The 14,760-nt window shown below is 72.2% G+C and carries 19 protein-coding genes, 1 tRNA gene and 1 pseudogene; 7 read left to right on the top strand and 14 right to left on the bottom strand.

Annotated features, from left to right (window positions below; all coding sequences use genetic code 11):
• Positions 1 to 2: 2 nt before the first annotated feature.
• A complete protein-coding gene (locus VLJ82_RS02140; RefSeq protein WP_408661673.1) occupies positions 3 to 407 on the bottom strand; it encodes a YjbQ family protein in 405 nt (134 codons plus the stop codon).
• An 83-nt stretch (positions 408 to 490) separates the two neighbouring features.
• Here VLJ82_RS02140 and rph point away from each other — a divergent pair, with 83 nt between their 5' ends.
• The 3 genes from rph to VLJ82_RS02125 all read left to right on the top strand — a co-directional run bounded on the left by rph (position 491) and on the right by VLJ82_RS02125 (position 3,522).
• Positions 491 to 1,216, top strand: a complete 726-nt coding sequence (gene rph / locus VLJ82_RS02135; RefSeq protein WP_408661672.1) for a ribonuclease PH — start codon at positions 491 to 493, stop codon at positions 1,214 to 1,216.
• A 43-nt stretch (positions 1,217 to 1,259) separates the two neighbouring features.
• Positions 1,260 to 1,877 (top strand): RdgB/HAM1 family non-canonical purine NTP pyrophosphatase, encoded by a 618-nt coding sequence (gene rdgB / locus VLJ82_RS02130; protein WP_408661671.1) that lies wholly within the window; start codon positions 1,260 to 1,262, stop codon positions 1,875 to 1,877.
• 97 nt (positions 1,878 to 1,974) lie between these two features.
• On the top strand, positions 1,975 to 3,522 hold the full coding sequence (locus VLJ82_RS02125) for a Rieske 2Fe-2S domain-containing protein (RefSeq protein ID WP_408661670.1): 1,548 nt from the start codon (positions 1,975 to 1,977) through the stop codon (positions 3,520 to 3,522).
• On the opposite strand, the gene VLJ82_RS02120 is transcribed toward VLJ82_RS02125, so the two are convergent.
• From VLJ82_RS02120 to sigK, 5 genes are read right to left on the bottom strand one after another with little or no spacing between them, the layout of a single operon-like run.
• Positions 3,473 to 4,381 (bottom strand): biotin-dependent carboxyltransferase family protein, encoded by a 909-nt coding sequence (locus VLJ82_RS02120; protein ID WP_408661669.1) that lies wholly within the window; start codon positions 4,379 to 4,381, stop codon positions 3,473 to 3,475. The genes VLJ82_RS02125 and VLJ82_RS02120 overlap by 50 nt on opposite strands.
• Before the next feature lie 41 nt (positions 4,382 to 4,422).
• A complete protein-coding gene (locus VLJ82_RS02115) occupies positions 4,423 to 5,052 on the bottom strand; it encodes a 5-oxoprolinase subunit B family protein (protein WP_408661668.1) in 630 nt (209 codons plus the stop codon).
• Positions 5,049 to 5,831, bottom strand: coding sequence for a LamB/YcsF family protein (locus VLJ82_RS02110; RefSeq protein ID WP_408661667.1), 783 nt, complete (start codon positions 5,829 to 5,831; stop codon positions 5,049 to 5,051). Before VLJ82_RS02110 ends, VLJ82_RS02115 begins: the two co-directional genes overlap by 4 nt.
• A gap of 39 nt (positions 5,832 to 5,870) precedes the next feature.
• Entirely contained in the window at positions 5,871 to 6,590 is a 720-nt protein-coding gene (locus VLJ82_RS02105) for an anti-sigma factor (RefSeq protein ID WP_408661666.1), read from the bottom strand.
• The gene (gene sigK, locus VLJ82_RS02100; protein WP_408661665.1) at positions 6,587 to 7,177 is read right to left on the bottom strand and encodes an ECF RNA polymerase sigma factor SigK; all 591 of its coding nucleotides are present in this window, start codon (positions 7,175 to 7,177) and stop codon (positions 6,587 to 6,589) included. The genes VLJ82_RS02105 and sigK overlap by 4 nt, the downstream gene beginning before the upstream one ends.
• A gap of 220 nt (positions 7,178 to 7,397) precedes the next feature.
• Between sigK and VLJ82_RS02095 the strand changes: the two genes are divergently transcribed.
• Positions 7,398 to 7,823, top strand: a complete 426-nt coding sequence (locus VLJ82_RS02095) for a DUF6069 family protein (RefSeq protein WP_408661664.1) — start codon at positions 7,398 to 7,400, stop codon at positions 7,821 to 7,823.
• A gap of 58 nt (positions 7,824 to 7,881) precedes the next feature.
• Here VLJ82_RS02095 and VLJ82_RS02090 read toward each other — a convergent pair.
• Both VLJ82_RS02090 and bcp read right to left on the bottom strand, forming a co-directional pair.
• Positions 7,882 to 7,954: transfer RNA gene (locus tag VLJ82_RS02090), tRNA-Leu, on the bottom strand.
• Positions 7,955 to 8,042: 88 nt separating this feature from the next.
• Positions 8,043 to 8,519, bottom strand: a complete 477-nt coding sequence (bcp, locus tag VLJ82_RS02085) for a thioredoxin-dependent thiol peroxidase (protein ID WP_408661663.1) — start codon at positions 8,517 to 8,519, stop codon at positions 8,043 to 8,045.
• Between the two features lie 96 nt (positions 8,520 to 8,615).
• Here bcp and VLJ82_RS02080 point away from each other — a divergent pair, with 96 nt between their 5' ends.
• A complete protein-coding gene (locus VLJ82_RS02080; RefSeq protein WP_408661662.1) occupies positions 8,616 to 8,858 on the top strand; it encodes a DUF3618 domain-containing protein in 243 nt (80 codons plus the stop codon).
• 7 nt (positions 8,859 to 8,865) lie between these two features.
• Here VLJ82_RS02080 and VLJ82_RS02075 read toward each other — a convergent pair whose 3' ends face one another.
• The 6 genes from VLJ82_RS02075 to flgN all read right to left on the bottom strand — a co-directional run bounded on the left by VLJ82_RS02075 (position 8,866) and on the right by flgN (position 13,097).
• Positions 8,866 to 9,483, bottom strand: coding sequence for a hypothetical protein (locus VLJ82_RS02075; RefSeq protein ID WP_408661661.1), 618 nt, complete (start codon positions 9,481 to 9,483; stop codon positions 8,866 to 8,868).
• A gap of 91 nt (positions 9,484 to 9,574) precedes the next feature.
• The gene (gene csrA / locus VLJ82_RS02070) at positions 9,575 to 9,847 is read right to left on the bottom strand and encodes a carbon storage regulator CsrA (RefSeq protein WP_408661660.1); all 273 of its coding nucleotides are present in this window, start codon (positions 9,845 to 9,847) and stop codon (positions 9,575 to 9,577) included.
• Between the two features lie 45 nt (positions 9,848 to 9,892).
• Complete coding sequence (gene fliW / locus VLJ82_RS02065) at positions 9,893 to 10,360, bottom strand: flagellar assembly protein FliW (protein ID WP_408661659.1); 468 nt, start codon at positions 10,358 to 10,360, stop codon at positions 9,893 to 9,895.
• Positions 10,357 to 11,235, bottom strand: coding sequence for a flagellar hook-associated protein FlgL (gene flgL / locus VLJ82_RS02060; RefSeq protein ID WP_408661658.1), 879 nt, complete (start codon positions 11,233 to 11,235; stop codon positions 10,357 to 10,359). The genes fliW and flgL overlap by 4 nt, the downstream gene beginning before the upstream one ends.
• 3 nt (positions 11,236 to 11,238) lie before the next feature.
• The gene (flgK, locus tag VLJ82_RS02055) at positions 11,239 to 12,591 is read right to left on the bottom strand and encodes a flagellar hook-associated protein FlgK (RefSeq protein ID WP_408661657.1); all 1,353 of its coding nucleotides are present in this window, start codon (positions 12,589 to 12,591) and stop codon (positions 11,239 to 11,241) included.
• Positions 12,588 to 13,097: a flagellar export chaperone FlgN gene (flgN, locus tag VLJ82_RS02050; protein ID WP_408661656.1), complete on the bottom strand. Its 510-nt coding sequence runs from the start codon at positions 13,095 to 13,097 to the stop codon at positions 12,588 to 12,590. Before flgN ends, flgK begins: the two co-directional genes overlap by 4 nt.
• Positions 13,098 to 13,384: 287 nt before the next feature.
• On the opposite strand from flgN, the gene VLJ82_RS02045 reads away from it, so the two are divergent.
• The gene (locus VLJ82_RS02045) at positions 13,385 to 14,323 is read left to right on the top strand and encodes a sigma-70 family RNA polymerase sigma factor (RefSeq protein WP_408661655.1); all 939 of its coding nucleotides are present in this window, start codon (positions 13,385 to 13,387) and stop codon (positions 14,321 to 14,323) included.
• 140 nt (positions 14,324 to 14,463) lie between these two features.
• A pseudogene (locus tag VLJ82_RS02040) lies at positions 14,464 to 14,760 on the top strand (flagellin); the annotation flags it as partial.

Below are 14,760 nucleotides of genomic sequence, written 5' to 3'. Positions count from 1 at the left end.
GCTCAGCCGGCCAGGAAGCTGAGCCGGACGGTGCGGACGGCGTTGTCGACGTTGGTGTCGACCAGGCAGACCGACTGCCAGGTGCCCAGCTGCAGCCGGCCGTCCAGCACCGGCACCGTCGCGTACGGGGCGACCAGGGCCGGCAGCACGTGGTCGCGGCCGTGGCCGGCCGAGCCGTGCCGGTGCCGCCACCGGTCGTCGGCCGGCAGCAGGTCGCGCAACGCCGCCAGCAGGTCGTCGTCGCTGCCGGCACCGGTCTCCAGGATCGCCACCCCGGCGGTGGCGTGCGGCACGAAGACGTTCAGCAGCCCGGTGTCGCCGGGTTGCAGGAACTGCGCGCAGGTGTCGGTGATGTCGCGCACCACGGGCCGGTCGCCGGTACGGAACTGGAAGGTCTCGGTGCGCATACCAGCCATGATGCCTTCCGGCCGCCGGCCCGGCCGCCCCGGCGACGCGGCCGCTGTCGGAGTGCCTCGATAGGCTTTGCCGCATGAGTTCCCGCCCCGACGGCCGCGCCGCCGACCAGCTCCGCCCGATCACCATCACCCGCAACTGGCAGGCCTACGCCGAGGGCTCGGCCCTTGTCGAGTTCGGCGCGACCAAGGTGCTGTGCGCCGCCTCGGTCACCGAAGGGGTGCCGCGCTGGCGCCGGGGCAGCGGCCTGGGCTGGGTGACCGCGGAGTACTCGATGCTGCCGCGGGCCACCCTGACCCGCAATGACCGCGAGTCGGTGCGCGGCAAGATCGGCGGCCGGACGCACGAGATCTCGCGACTGATCGGCCGCTCGCTGCGGGCCGCGGTCGACCTGGCCGCGCTCGGCGAGAACTCCATCGCGATCGACTGCGACGTGCTGCAGGCCGACGGCGGCACCCGGACGGCCGCCATCACCGGCGCCTACGTGGCGCTGGCCGACGCCATCGCCTGGCTGGGCAAGCGCGGCTCGCTGGCCCGCACCGAGCCGCTGATCAACACCGTCTCGGCGGTGTCGGTCGGCGTGATCGATGGCGAGCCCCGGCTGGACCTGATGTATGAGGAGGACGTCCGGGCCGAGACCGACATGAACGTGGTGGTCACCGGCAGCGGCGAGTTCATCGAGGTGCAGGGCACCGCCGAGGGCGCGCCGTTCAAGCGCAGCGAGCTGGACGCGCTGCTGGACCTGGCGATCGCCGGCTGCTCCCAGCTCGCCCGCTACCAGCAGGACGCGCTGGGCCGATGAGCGGGCGGCTGATCCCGCGCTCGCGCGAGGGGCGGGTGCGACGATGACCGCCCGGTTGCTGCTGGCGACCCGCAACCGCAAGAAGCTGGAGGAGCTGCACCGCATCCTGGCGCCCGAGATGCCGGTCGAGGTGCTGGGGCTGGCCGACGTGCCGGCCTTCGACGAGGTGCCCGAGTCGGGCGCCACCTTCGCCGAGAACGCCCTGATCAAGGCCCTGGAGGCGGTCAGGCACACCGGGCTGGTCACGGTCGCCGACGACTCCGGGCTCGCGGTGGACGCGCTCAACGGCATGCCCGGGGTGCTGTCGGCCCGCTGGGCCGGCCACCAGCGCGACGATGCGGCGAACCTGGCGCTGCTGCTGGAGCAGCTGGGCGACACGCCCGACGACCGGCTGGGGGCGGCGTTCGTGTGCGCGGCGGCGCTGGTCACCCCGGACGGCAGCCAGGTGGTGCGGGAGGGCCGGATGCCCGGCCGGCTGGTCCGCGAGCCCCGGGGCAGCAACGGCTTCGGCTACGACCCGATCTTCGTGCCGGAGGGCTACCAGCTGACCAGCTCCGAGCTGCCCGCCGCCGACAAGGACGCCATCAGCCACCGGGGCCGGGCGTTGCGCGAGCTGCTGCCGTTCATCCTGCGAGCGCTGGAAGGTCCGGACGGCCAGTGATCACCTCGCCGGCCGGCGGTGCGTCCTCGCCGATGCAGACAGCGGCTACCGTGAGAGGGCGACGACGGACCCGCACGGCGGAGGAGAGCAGCTTTCGATGCGAGTGACCGGCCTGGGGCATGCCAGCATGCTGATCGAGACCGAGTTCGGCAGCGTGCTCACCGACCCCTGGGTGAACCCAGCCTACTTCGGCTCCTGGTTTCCCTTTCCGGACAACTCCCAGCTGGACTGGGACCGCTACGGCGACGTCGACTACCTGTTCGTCTCGCACCTGCACCGCGACCACTTCGATCCCGAGCATCTCAAGCGCTACGTCAGCAAGAAGGCCGCCATCCTGCTGCCGGACTATCCGACCAGTGAGCTGGAGGACCAGCTGCGCGACCTGGGTTTCCGGACCTTCGTGCAGACCCGCAACGACGAGGTGATCGACCTCGACGGGTTGCAGGTGATGGTCGACTCGCTGACCTCGCCGACCGACGGCCCGATCGGGGACTCCTCGCTGTGGCTGTCCGACGGCCGGCACACCCTGCTCAACCAGAACGACGCGCGGCCCTCGGACCTGGCCCGGTTCAGCCGGCTCGGCCACGTCGACGCGCACCTGCTGCAGTTCTCCGGCGCGATCTGGTTCCCGATGGTCTACGACCTGCCCAAGCGGGCCAAGCAGGCCCTCGGGGCAACCAAGCGCGAGCGACAGTTCGACCGCAGCCTGCGCTACATCGACGACCTGCGGGCCAGCTACGTCTTCCCGACCGCGGGGCCGCCGTGCTTCCTCGACGAGGAGTTGTGGGGCTTCAACGACATCTTCGGCGACGAGTCCAACATCTTCCCCGACCAGCGGGTCTACCTGGACTGGCTGGCCGAGCGGGGCCGCGACAACGGCCGGCTGCTGCTGCCGGGCAGCGTGGCCGACCTGGGCCAGCCGGACTGCCCGGTGGAGCACCCGGTCTCCGACGCCGAGGTGGACAAGCTGTTCGCCGACAAGACCGCCTACCTGCGCGACATGCAGGAGCGCCGGCAGCCCGCCGTCGAGCTGCAGAAGCAGTCCTGGGCACATCCGGAGATCGACCTGCTGGCCGAGATCAAGGCCTGGTTCACCCCGCTGCTGGAGGAGGCCGACCAGATGGCGGCCGGCATCAACGGCGGCGTCCGGTTCACCGCCACCGACGACGAGCGCGGCGACGTCGACTTCCTGATCGACTTCGTCGCCCGCGAGGTACGTCCCTACGCCGAGGAGAAGGTCCGCTACCGGTTCCAGACCAAGCGGGTCTACCTCGAGCACCTGGTCTACGAGCACGAGATCGACTGGGTGAACTCGCTGTTCCTGTCCTGCCGGTTCACCGCCACCCGGATCGGGCCGTACAACGAGTACGTCTACACCTTCTTCAAGTGCCTGTCCGAGGAGCGGCTGAACTACGCCGAGGGCTACTTCGCCGAGGCCGCCAACGACGAGGAGAGCATCACCGTGGACGGCTGGACGTTCCAGCGCCGCTGCCCGCACCTCAAGGCGGACCTGACCCGGTTCGGCCAGGTGGCCGGCGGGGTGCTGACCTGCCAGATGCACGGCTGGAAGTGGCGGCTGTCCGACGGCAAGTGCCTCACCTCGGTCGGCCGGACGCTGCGGACCGAGGGCCGGTCGGAGCACTGACGAAGCGCAGCACGGCCCCCGGCCGCAGCTGGGCCAGCACGTCGAGGTCGGCCTCGGGCAGCACCCCGACCACCGGATAGCCGCCGGTGACCGGGGCGTCCGGGCCGAGCACGATCGGCTGGCCGTCCGGCGGCACCTGCACCGCGCCCGGCAGGGTCGGCTCGGACGGCAGCTCGGCGGCGCACTGCTCGAAGCCCGGACGCAACCGCAGTGCCGGGCCGGCCAGCCGGGTGCCGATCCGGTCGCTGTCCGGACGGACCTGCCAGGCCGCCTCGGGCAGCGGACCTGGTTCGAACCACTCGGCTCGCGGCCCGGTTGCCAGCCTCAGCCGGGCGATGCCGGCCGGGAGCTCGGTGCCCGGGTGGCCGAGGTCGCCGGCGGTACCGGGCGGGCCGGCGGTCGCGCTGCCGAGGGGCAGCCGCTGTCCCGGGCCCAGCACGGCGGGTCCCAGGCCGGACAGCGTGTCGGTCGCCCGGGAGCCGAGCACCGCCGGCACCGCCAGACCGCCGCGAACCGCCAGGTAGCTGCGCAGCCCGACCGCCGGCGGGCCGAGTACCAGCACGGTGCCGGCCGGGCAGCTGAGGGCGGCGTTCCAGCCGCCGGGATGGCCGGACAGCGGGCAGCGGGCCCCGGTGCAGGCGACGGTGGCGGCGGTGGTCAGCCGGATTGCCAACCCGCCCAGGGTGATCTCGATACCGGCCGCCGACTCGTCGTTGCCGACCAGCCGGTTGGCCAGCCGCAGCGCCGCCCGGTCGGCCGCACCGCTGCGGCTGACGCCGAGCTCGGCCAGGCCCGGCCGGCCCAGGTCCTGCACGGTGGCCAGCGGGCCGGACGCCAGCACCTCGATCATGGCGGCCATTCTGCCGGGGCCGAGCGCGGCTCTGGCTGTGGGCGGAGGACTCAGGCCGGGTGCAGCCGGACCGGGGTGCCGGGCCGCAGCAGCGCCGGCGGATCCCGGTCGAGATCGAACAGCACCGCGTCGGTGGAGCCCAGCAGCAGCCAGCCGCCGGGGGAGCTGCGCGGGTACACCCCGGTGAACTCACCGGCGATCGCCACCGACCCGGCCGGCACCAGTGGCCGGGGGCTGGCCAACCGGGGCAGCCGCAGTAATGGGTCCAGGCCGCTGAGGTAGCCGAAGCCGGGCGCGAACCCGCAGAACTGCACGGTGTACTCGGCCGTGCTGTGCCGCCGGACCACCTCGGCCACCGACAGGCCGCAGCGCCGCGCGACCGAGTCGAGGTCCGCGCCGTCGTAGCGCACCGCCAGCTCCACCGGCTCCGGCCGGTCGGCGGCCGCGACGCCGGCGTCAGCGGTGCGCAGGCACTCGTCGATCCAGGCCCGCAGCTCGGCCATCGCCAGCGCGTCCGGGTCGATCTGCACCAGCACCGTCCGGGCGGCCGGCACCACTGCCAGCACCGCCGGATGTCCTTGCGCCACCAGGGCATTCCGCGCCGGAAGCACGTCCGCGGGGCTGGCCAGCTCGACCAGCACGGCGCTCTGGCCGTACGGCAGCAGCCGCCAGCCGGTCACGGGGCAGGAGCGGCGAAGGGCGCCAGCCGGACGCCGGCACCGGTCAGCCGGTCGCGCACCGCGCGGGCGATCCCGACGGCGCCGGGGGTGTCGCCGTGCACGCACAGCGAGCCGGGCCGGACGGAAAGCCGGCTGCCGTCCACCGCCTGCACCGTCCCGCCGGTGACCATGGCCAGCGCCCGGTCGGCGATCGCGGCGGGCTCGTGCAGCAGCGCACCGGGCCGATCGCGCGGCACCAGCGAGCCGTCCGGGCGGTAGCCGCGGTCGCAGAAGGCCTCGGCCACCACGGGAAGGCCCGCCGCGGAAGCCGCGGTGGCCAGCGCGGAGCCTGGCAGCGTCAGCACCGGCAGCGGCCGGTCCCAGGCCAGCAGGGCGGCCACCAGCGCGCCGGCCTGGCCGGGATCGGTGGCGGCGGCGGAGTACAGCGCGCCGTGCGGCTTGAGGTAGCGGACCCGGTCACCGGCCGCCCGGGCGAAGCCGTCCAAGGCACCCAGTTGGTAGAGCACGTCGGCGGCCAGGTCGTCCGGTGCCACCTCGATCCGGCGCCGGCCGAAGCCCACCAGATCCCGGTAGCTGACCTGGGCGCCGATGGCCACCCCGCGCTCGACCGCCTGGGCGCAGACCCGGCGCATGATCACCGGGTCGCCGGCGTGGAAGCCGCAGGCCACGTTGGCACTGGTGACGATGCCGAGCAGAGCCTCGTCGGCCGCGGGGTCCCCCCAGGCGCCGAAGCCCTCGCCGAGGTCGGCGTTCAGGTCGATCCGCGGGCTGTCCGGCATGCGGCTCACGGTATCCGGTGCGCACCGCCGCCACAGCTGTCAGAGCTTGAGCACCTGCACGGTCGCCAGGGTGGGCTGGGCCGAGCCGCCGGCCGGCTCCACCGACACTCCCATCCGGTCCACCGCGTCGAGGTTGCCCGCGGCCGGCACCTCGACGTTGCCGTGCTCGTCCGGCCGGAACACCCCGCCCGGGACGGGGGCGCCGGTCTCGGACATCAGCCACAGCTGGTAGGTCCGGCCGGCCGGCAGCGCCGGCAGGCCGCGTGCGATCAGCACCAGCCGGTGCTCGCTGCGCGAGGAGAGCAGGGTGCCCTGGCCCTGCTTCAGGGCTGTGGTGGTGGCCCGGACGTCCGGCGCGGCCAGCAGCGACTGCACCACCGAGGTCTGGGCGCGCTGCGCCTCGCGGTGCTGGGAGTAGCCCCACACCGAGGCGGCGACGGCGATCAGCGCGCAGGCGGCGGCCAGCCCCTGCCAGAGCGCGGTGGCGCGGGCCCGGCGCAGCGGCAGCACCCGGGCGCCCGGCACCCGGGGTGGCAGCGGCCGGCTCTGCGCGACGGCGCCCAGGACGGCGGCCCGCAGCTCCGGGGGCGGGCCGGCCTCGCTCAGGTGGCTGAGCTCGGCGGCGGCGTTGCGCAGCCCGCGGACCTCCTCGGTGCACGCGGGGCAGCCGGCCAGGTGCTGCTCGAACACCGCCCGCTCGTCGTCGTCGAGCGCGTCGAGCGCGTAGGCACCGGCGAGTGCGTTCAGTTCGTCGGTCATGCCGTCACCCCCAGGGCGTCCCGCATCCTGATCAAGCCGTCCCGTATCCGGGTTTTCACCGTTCCCAGCGGCACTTTCAGCAGCTCGGCCACCTCGGTGTGGGTGTAGCCGCCGAAGTAGGCCAGCGTCACCGCCTCCCGTTGCGCGGGGGTCAGGTCGTCCAGCACCCGGCGCACCCGCTGCGCCTCCAGGCTGGTCTGCACCTGCTCGCTGACCGAATCGTAAGGCCGCTCGGTGTGCAGCTGGGCGTACTTGTCGTCGCGCAGCATGCTCGACTGCGCCGAGCGCACCCGGTCGACCGCGCGGCGGTGCGCGATCATCAGCAGCCAGGGCAGCACGGCGCCCTTGCCGGAGTCGAACCGGGCGGACTGCCGCCAGACCTCGAGATAGACGTCCTGGGTCACCTCGGCGGCCTGGGCCGGGTCGCGGACCACCCGCAGCACCATGCCGTACACCCGCGAAGAGGTCTGGTCGTACAGCTCGGCGAAGGCCGGCTCGTCGCCGCGGGCCGCGGCCGCCACCAGGTCCTCCGGGGTGCGGGCGGGCACCGCCTTGGAGTGGCTGGCGCCGGACCGCTCGAACCACATGCTGGTCATGCTAGGGCCCGCGCACGGCAGCGCCGGCCGCCTGGGACGCCGGGAGACACCATGCGGGTACTTCGCAGCCGCCCGCCGCCGCGGATTGCGCGCCCCAGGACGGAGCCGGCGAAGTAATTTCTGGCGACCTGTCGAATCCGGAACCGCTCGTTCGTGGAGAGGGTACAAGCGGGGTCGCACCGGGCGGCCCGCAGAGGAAACGGAGCCCGACATGACCACGATCACGACCTCCGCCCCGATCACCCCGGCAATCGAGCGGCAGCCGGTCTGGAAGCACGGCGTCGCCGCGGCCGTCGTGGCCTCGGTCGCCACCACCACCCTCGCCGCGCTCGCGTCGGCCGCCGGGGTCTCGTTCGCCGACAAGACCGGCGCGAGCATCCCGATCGCCGGGTTCGCCCAGCTGACGCTGGTCTTCTCGCTGCTCGGGGTCGGCATCGCCGCCGTTCTGGCGCGCCGGGCCCGCCGGCCGCGAACCACCTTCGTGCGGACGGCGCTCGTCCTGACCGCGCTGTCCTACGTCCCGGATCTCACCTTCGGCTTCGACGCGGGCTCCGCCGCCACCCTGATCGCGCTGCACACCGTCGCCGCGGCGATCGTGGTGCCGGCCCTGGCGGGACGGCTGGCGCACTCGCGCTGACCACGCCCTACCCGGATTCAGGCTCGGTTCCACGGGGGAACCGAGCCTGAGTCGTGTGTAGGGCCGGGGGGAGTTGAACCCCCACTGTCACGGACCTAAACCGTGTGCCTCTGCCATTGGGCTACGGCCCCGCAGGGCCGAGCCTACCCGGGCGGCGGCCAGGCCCACCGGCCGCCGAGCCTAGGAGGCGGCGGCTGTGCCCATAGCCGCCGAGCCCGACTAGGCGGCGGCCAGGCCCAGGTCGCGGCGCAGCTTGGCGACGTGGCCGGTCGCCTTGACGCCGTACTGAGCCAGCTCCACCTTGCCGTCGGCGTCGATCACGAAGGTGGAGCGGATCACGCCCTGGACGGTTTTGCCGTAGAGCTTCTTCTCGCCGTACGCGCCGTAGGCGCCGAGCACCTGCCGGTCCGGGTCGGACAGCAGCGGGAAGGTCAGGTGCTGGTTGTCGCGGAACTTCGCCAGCTTGGCCGGCTTGTCCGGCGAGATGCCCAGCACCGCGAACCCCTCGCCGGCGAAGCTGCCCAGGCTGTCGCGGAAGTCGCAGGCCTGCTTGGTGCAGCCCGGGGTGGAGGCGGCCGGGTAGAAGTAGACGATGACGCGCCGGCCGCGGAAGTCGGCCAGCGACACCGGGTTGCCCTCGGCGTCCGGCAGGGTGAAATCTGGCGCCGGGTCGCCGGCGGCGAGACGTTCGGTCATGCCCGATACCGTATCGGCCCGCCGCCCGGTCCGGTCGGGTGGATAGGCTGGCTTCCAACCAGTACCCAGCCCACTCGTACACCGAAGGAGCCGACCGTGGCGACGCAGCGCGACGCGAGCGAGATCCGGACAGAAATAGAACGGGCCCGCGACCAGCTCGCGACGGCCGTCGACCAGCTCGCCGACCGGCTGGCGCCCAAGCGGCTGGTCGACGACGCCAAGACCAGCCTGCGGCAGAAGGCCGAGACGCCGCAGGGCAAGGCGGTGCTCGGTGGCGCCGCGCTGCTGGTGGGACTGCTGGTCATCCGCAACCTGCGCCGCAGCCGCCGCAACCGCTGAGACCGGTTCAGCTGCCGCCCGGCACCAGGCCGCTGAGGTGGCGGCGCAGTTCCTCCACCCGGGGCACCGGGCGGTGGAAGAGCACCACCACCTCGATACCCAGATCCAGCCGGGCCGTGGGCTTGCCCTGCAGTACGTAGCCGCTGATGTCGAAGCTGTCGTCGGCCAGCTCGATCCGCACCCGCACCGGGGTCCGCGGCCGGCGCAGCGCCTGGTGGTCCTGGGCCACAATGCCGCGCAGCGCCGCCTCGCTGAGGTCGATCAGCTCCCCGCCGGCCTCGACCTGCTGCCCGTCGCCCCGGTCGTAGCCGATGCTGAGCGTGGCGTCGAGGTTGGTCCGGGCATAGCGTCGGCGCTCCTCGCGCCAGGCGGCGCCCTGGATCTGCACGGCGAGCCGGCCGTCGGTGGTCACGTTCAGCAGCAGCACCGGCAGCACCCGCAGCGACGTCTCGTCCGGCCAGGCCACCAGCAGCCGAGTACCAGGCGGGAAGGCGCCGCTGGCCAGGTCACGGGGCGGGGAGAGGAACAGCACGCCGTCCTGGGCGCCGGCCACCTCGCTGCGATAGGCGCCGCCGCGCTGGTCGCGCAGGACAACCGCCGTCCCGTCCGCCGGTACGCCGGTCATTGCCTGCCGGTCGTTGCCACGTTCACGGCGCAATCCTAAGGAAGTTCGGCCCGCTGCCGCAGCGAAACGCCTTGATCGGACTCAGTCCGGTTCAGGACGGGGTGCCGGTCGCCGGGTCGGTGCCGGGCTCGTCGGCGGGACTGCCCAGCGCGCCGCGCAGCGCCTCGATCGCGTCGTCCGAGCTCGACACCGCCTGGGCGTTGGACCGCTGGATCTCCTCGTAGATCTCCTTGCGGTTGACCTTGACCGACCGGGGCGCCTCGATCCCGATCCGGACCGCGTCGCCGCGGACCTCGAAGACGGTCAGGACGATGTCATCGCCGACGACGATGCTCTCGCCGACACGGCGGGTCAGAATCAGCAAGGCGACGCTCCAGCAGGCAGTGGGCCGGGTCCGGCACCGACAACGCTAGCCTGCTTGCTGCAACAACGGTGCGCGCAGGGGCAGATCGGCGTCGGCGAGCACCAGTTGCACGGCGGTGCCGCGGTCGGCGGCGATCACGATCGGGGCCAGCAGGTTGGCGGTGGCGTCGCTGATGCCGTTGGTCACCGTGACGATCACCAGCACCAGCACCTCGTCGCCGTCGGCCACCCCGAGGGCGCTGACGTCGGAGGCGTCCAGCAGCGGCGCGTAGTCCGGGAAGAACCTCCCCGGCGCCGCCACCACGAACCGCAGTCCGGGGGTCTTGGCCGAGCGCAGCGCGTAGAGCACCCCGTGGGCGTCCAGCGCCGAGACGGTGAAGTCGCGCTCGTCTTCGAAGCCCGGGATCGGGGTGGCGAAGGTGATCCGGTCGGGCAGGATGGCCGGGCGCGGCAGGGCGCTCAGGGTGCCCGAGGCCGACCCGTTCGCGGGCAGGGTGCTGTGCTTCACGCTCACCTCAAGAAGTCCAGTAGCGAGATCTGGCTGACCTTCGCCGTGGTGGCCAGCGCGGCCTGGTAGGCAGCGTTGGCCGACGTCACCTGAATGGCCATGTCGGCCAGATCGATCTCCTGCAGGTCCGACAGCTGTGACTTGAGCTGGACCAGGTTGGTGTTGGCGGTGTTCTGCACGCTCTGGATCCTCTGGTACTTGGCGCCGGCCAGGGACTGCTCGTTGGTGATCGCCACCTGCCGGGCATCAAGCTGTGCGAGGTCCGCGCCGAGCCCGGACGGGTTGGTACGCAGCTTCGCCGAGATGTCGGTGAGCAGGTCGAACAGGTTGCTGCCGTTGGGACCGAAGGTCGCGGTTCCGGGCGTGTTCAGGTCGATGGCGTTGTTCGGCCCGACGGTCCGGGTCACCGTGCCGGTGTCGCCGGCGTAGCTGCCGGCGGTGTCGAAGGCGACCCCGCCGGCGGTGGTGCCGCCGAACACCGGGCGGCCCAGGTAGCTGGAGTTGGCCAGCGACAGCAGCGAGGCCCGGGCCTGGTCGACCTGCTGGGCCAGCGCCTCGTTGGAGGCGGCGTTGCCGGTGCCGGTGTTCATGCCCTGCAGCACCAGCGAGCGGACCTGCTGGAGCTGGCTGGTCATGCTGTGCAGGGTGCTGTCGACCGTGGTCAGCCAGCCGAGGGCGTCGTTGGCGTTGGCCTGGTACTGGTTGAGCTGCTTGAGCTGCGAGCGCAGTTGCAGGGCGGTCACCGTGCCGGTGGGGGAGTCCGACGGCTTGGTGATCTGCCGGCCGGAGGTGATCTGCCGCTGCAGGGTGGCCAGCCGGGCGGCGTCGGCCTGCAGGCCGGCCAGCGCGCCCCGGGAGGCGGAACCCGCGGTGACTCGCATCATTTACAGGCCCGCCCGTCCGGTGTGGTTGATCAGCAGGTCGAGCGTCTCGTCCACGGTGGACAGCACGCGGGAGGAGGCCTGGTAGGCCCGCTGGTAGGTCAGCAGGTTGGTGGTCTCCTCGTCGAAGCTGACCCCGGCCGAGGACTGCGCGAGCTCGTCGATGCTGTTGGTCACCGCCTGCTGGACCGCGGCCTGCTGGTTGGCCCGCTGGACGTCGGTGGCCAGGGTGCCGACCAAGCCGCGGTAGGCGGCGTCGGCTCCGGAGCTGGAGCTGCCCAGCTGGGACATGCCCAGCGCGATCGAGCCGTCCAGGTTGCCGCCCGGGGTGCCGGAGGCGGCCAGGTTCGCGGGGTTGGTCACCACCACGGTCAGGGTCGCGGCGGTGCTGCCGGCGAACAGCGGCCCGCCGGGGTTGCCCGCCAGGTCGTAGCCGCCGGCCTGGGCGGCGTTGACGGTGGCCGCCAGCGCCCCGGCGACCGCGTCGAGCTGGGCGGCGTAGCCGGGCAGTGCGGTGGTCAGGCCGTCCACCAGCCCCTGCAGGGTGCCGCCGGCCGGTCCCGCCGGGGTGCCGCCGACCAGGATCTGGTTGCCGGCGCTCAGCGACAACGGGGTGGCGGTGGTGGACGACACCAGGCTCAGCCCGCCGACCGTCACGTCGGCGCTGCCGTTGGCGTTGATGGTGGACTGGGCGCCGGTGAGGTCGGCGAGCTTGAGCAGCAGCGCGTCGCGCTGGTCGGCCAGGGAGTTGGTGTTGCTGCCGCTGGCGGTGGCCACCGCGATGTCGCCGTTGAGCTGGGCGAGCGCCGCCGCGGCGGTGTTGATCTCCACGGTGGCGGCGGTGGCCTGCTGGGACACCGACTGGGTCAGCCGGTCGAGGTTGGAGCTGCTCTGGTTGATGCTGCTGGTCAGGCTCGCGGCCTTCTGCAGCACCACGTTGCGGGCCGCCAGGTCACCGGGGTTGTTGGCCACCGCGGCCCAGGAGTTCCAGAAGTCGTTGAGCTGCTCGGCAAGCCCGGTGTCGCTGGGCTCGTCGAAGAGCGTCTCGACCGAGGACAGCACGGTGGCGGTGGTCTGCCGGTAGCCGTTGTCGCCGTGCTCGGTGCGCGCCCGGCCGTCGATCATCGGATCGTTGAGCCGGGTGGTGCCGGTGACGGTGACCGAGCCGTTCGGATGCTGGGTGGCATACAGCGCCGCGACGCCGGCCACCGGGCCGACCGCGGCGAGCTCGGCACGCTGCCGGGTGTAGCCGGGGGTGTTGGCGTTGGCGATGTTCTGGCCGGTGACCTCCATGCCGTAGCGCTGCACATTGAGCGCTGCCAGGGCATTGGTGAGGCCGGAGAACGAACTAGTCATGCCTGCTCGTCCATCAGCATCGGACCGTCGGTGAGGGTGGCCGCCGAGCCGTGCGCGTCGTAGGTCTGCACCGGCTGGGTGACCGACAGCAGGGTCTGGCGGACCGCGCGGGCGCCGGCGGCCAGCAGCGCGCGGTTGTCGCCGGCGGTGCGCTCCACCTCGTCGACCAGCCGCAGCAGCACCTGCCGGTGCTCGGCGAACAGCGTGGACCACGGTTCGGGGGCGAGCGTCTCCAGCTCGGCAAGCGTCGGGGGAGCGGACAGTCCAAGGTCGTCGGCGATCGCGTCCACCTCGGCGGCGCGCAGCACCTCGGTGCCGCGCAGCTGCTCGAGGGCTGCTTCCACCTCGTCGTTGGCGTGGGCCAGCCAGCGGCTGTGCCCGGCGCTGACGATCAACTGCTCCTCGACGAGCTTGAAGAGCAGCAACTGCAGCGCCTCACGCTCGCGCCACAGCAGCGTCGATACCTCGGAGAACCCCATGGTTTTACTTCCCGTAGTCGTCAACATGACTACCTCACACTCCCCTCGGGTTCAAAGCAACTGATCGGCACAGCGCCGCCGTACTTGAACGGTCCCGGGTGCGTACAGGGGTCACAACGCCCAATGGGAGCGACACGCCGTAGTGATGCAGATCACATTAACTCTGTGTATCCGAAACTTAACGCAGGTAATACATTAAGCCCCGGTTAAGTCAGCGGGGGCCGTCTTAACCGGCAGTAATCGAGTACCCATCTGTGTGGCCAGCAAAGTGCAGCAAATGACCAAGCAGCACCCCTGCCAGGAGAAGAGTAACGATGACGATGAGTCACAAGGCCTCCGTGCCGGCATCCGCCGCGCTGGTTGATTCGACCGCCCCGGCGTGCTCCGCCGAAGTGGAAGCACTGATCCGCGACAACCTGGCCCTGGTCGGCCACATCGTCCGCGAGACCATGACCCGGCTGCCCGCCCATATCGGTCGCGACGACCTCATCTCCGCCGGCATGACCGCGCTGGTGCTCAGCGCGCAGAGCTACGACGAAGCCCGCGGCGTTCCGTTCGCCCGGTTCGCCGCCATCCGCATCCGCGGCGCCCTGGTCGACGAGCTCCGCTCGATGGACTGGGCCAGCCGGTCGGTGCGTGGCCGGGCCCGCGAGGTGGAAACGGTCCGCAACCAGCTCGCGGTGACCCTGGCCCGCTCGCCCCGCCCGCAGGAGGTCGCCGACACCCTCGGGGTCAGCGTCTCCGAGCTCGGCAACATCGACGCCGACGTGCACCGGGCCAGCGTGCTGAGCCTGCAGGGCTTCGCCCCCGAGACCGGTGCGGCGATGGTGGCCGACGTGCAGCGCGGCCCGGAGCAGCTGGTGCTCGACCGCGAGCAGCTGGGCTATCTCTATGACGCGATCGCCGAGCTGCCCGAGCGGCTGCGCCACGTGGTGCAGGCCTACTTCTTCGACCAGCGGCAGATGGCCGACATCGCCGCCGAGCTGGGCGTCACCGAATCCCGGATCTCCCAGCTGCGGGCCGAGGCGCTCAAGCTGCTGCGGCACGGCATGGCCCACGCCGAGCCGGAGCTCGCCGAGACTGCCGAGCCGACCGGCCGGGCCGGTGCCCGGGTCGCCAGCTACGCGGCGGCGGTGGCCGCCCGTGGCACCCTGTCGTCCCGGCTGAGCATGTCCAACCCGCTGGGCGAGACGGTCACCTCCTACGGCTCCGTGGCGCAGCGCGCCGGGCTGGGCCACACCTCCATCGCCTAAGACGGAAATCGGGCGATTTTTCCCACCCAATCGCTCAAGTCGTCGCACCGGCTGCCGAACAGATATCCGAGCTGATCCACGGATGGATCGGCCGGCCCGGTAAAGCGGGTCATCCGGACTCTGTTTCAGGAGGAAACACAGTGAGTCTCCGCATCAACACCAACGTCGGGGCCCTCAACGCCTACGGCAACCTGTCCGCGAACCAGGCCTCGCTGCAGGCCGCGTTCGAGAAGCTGTCGAGCGGCCTGCGGATCAACAAGGCGGCCGACGACGCGGCCGGCCTGTCGATCAGCCAGGGTCTGACCTCGCAGATCAACGGCCTCACCCAGGCCGTGCGCAACGCCCAGGACGGCACCAACGTCGCCCAGATCGCTGACGGCGCCCTGGCGACCGTGCAGAAGATCCTGCAGCGTCAGCGTGACCTCGCCGTCCAGGCC

The organism is Jatrophihabitans sp. (assembly GCF_035474675.1).
GTDB lineage: Bacteria > Actinomycetota > Actinomycetes > Mycobacteriales > Jatrophihabitantaceae > Jatrophihabitans_A.
Note: the sequence above shows the minus strand (reverse complement) of the source record. Positions and strands in the feature narration are given on the sequence as shown.

What these genes read in the sequence shown, in the direction of transcription:
- flgK (WP_408661657.1), bottom strand. Translation starts at nt 12,591, where the DNA reads ATGACTAGTTCGTTCTCCGGCCTCACCAATGCCCTGGCAGCGCTCAAT.
- flgL (WP_408661658.1), bottom strand. Translation starts at nt 11,235, where the DNA reads ATGCGAGTCACCGCGGGTTCCGCCTCCCGGGGCGCGCTGGCCGGCCTG.
- sigK (WP_408661665.1), bottom strand. Translation starts at nt 7,177, where the DNA reads ATGTGGTTCGAGCGGTCCGGCGCCAGCCACTCCAAGGCGGTGCCCGCC.
- rdgB (WP_408661671.1), top strand. Translation starts at nt 1,260, where the DNA reads ATGACCGCCCGGTTGCTGCTGGCGACCCGCAACCGCAAGAAGCTGGAG.
- VLJ82_RS02125 (WP_408661670.1), top strand. Translation starts at nt 1,975, where the DNA reads ATGCGAGTGACCGGCCTGGGGCATGCCAGCATGCTGATCGAGACCGAG.
- flgN (WP_408661656.1), bottom strand. Translation starts at nt 13,097, where the DNA reads ATGTTGACGACTACGGGAAGTAAAACCATGGGGTTCTCCGAGGTATCG.
- VLJ82_RS02095 (WP_408661664.1), top strand. Translation starts at nt 7,398, where the DNA reads ATGACCACGATCACGACCTCCGCCCCGATCACCCCGGCAATCGAGCGG.
- VLJ82_RS02140 (WP_408661673.1), bottom strand. Translation starts at nt 407, where the DNA reads ATGCGCACCGAGACCTTCCAGTTCCGTACCGGCGACCGGCCCGTGGTG.
- VLJ82_RS02110 (WP_408661667.1), bottom strand. Translation starts at nt 5,831, where the DNA reads ATGCCGGACAGCCCGCGGATCGACCTGAACGCCGACCTCGGCGAGGGC.
- VLJ82_RS02045 (WP_408661655.1), top strand. Translation starts at nt 13,385, where the DNA reads ATGACGATGAGTCACAAGGCCTCCGTGCCGGCATCCGCCGCGCTGGTT.
- VLJ82_RS02075 (WP_408661661.1), bottom strand. Translation starts at nt 9,483, where the DNA reads ATGACCGGCGTACCGGCGGACGGGACGGCGGTTGTCCTGCGCGACCAG.
- bcp (WP_408661663.1), bottom strand. Translation starts at nt 8,519, where the DNA reads ATGACCGAACGTCTCGCCGCCGGCGACCCGGCGCCAGATTTCACCCTG.
- VLJ82_RS02120 (WP_408661669.1), bottom strand. Translation starts at nt 4,381, where the DNA reads ATGGCCGCCATGATCGAGGTGCTGGCGTCCGGCCCGCTGGCCACCGTG.
- VLJ82_RS02105 (WP_408661666.1), bottom strand. Translation starts at nt 6,590, where the DNA reads ATGACCGACGAACTGAACGCACTCGCCGGTGCCTACGCGCTCGACGCG.
- rph (WP_408661672.1), top strand. Translation starts at nt 491, where the DNA reads ATGAGTTCCCGCCCCGACGGCCGCGCCGCCGACCAGCTCCGCCCGATC.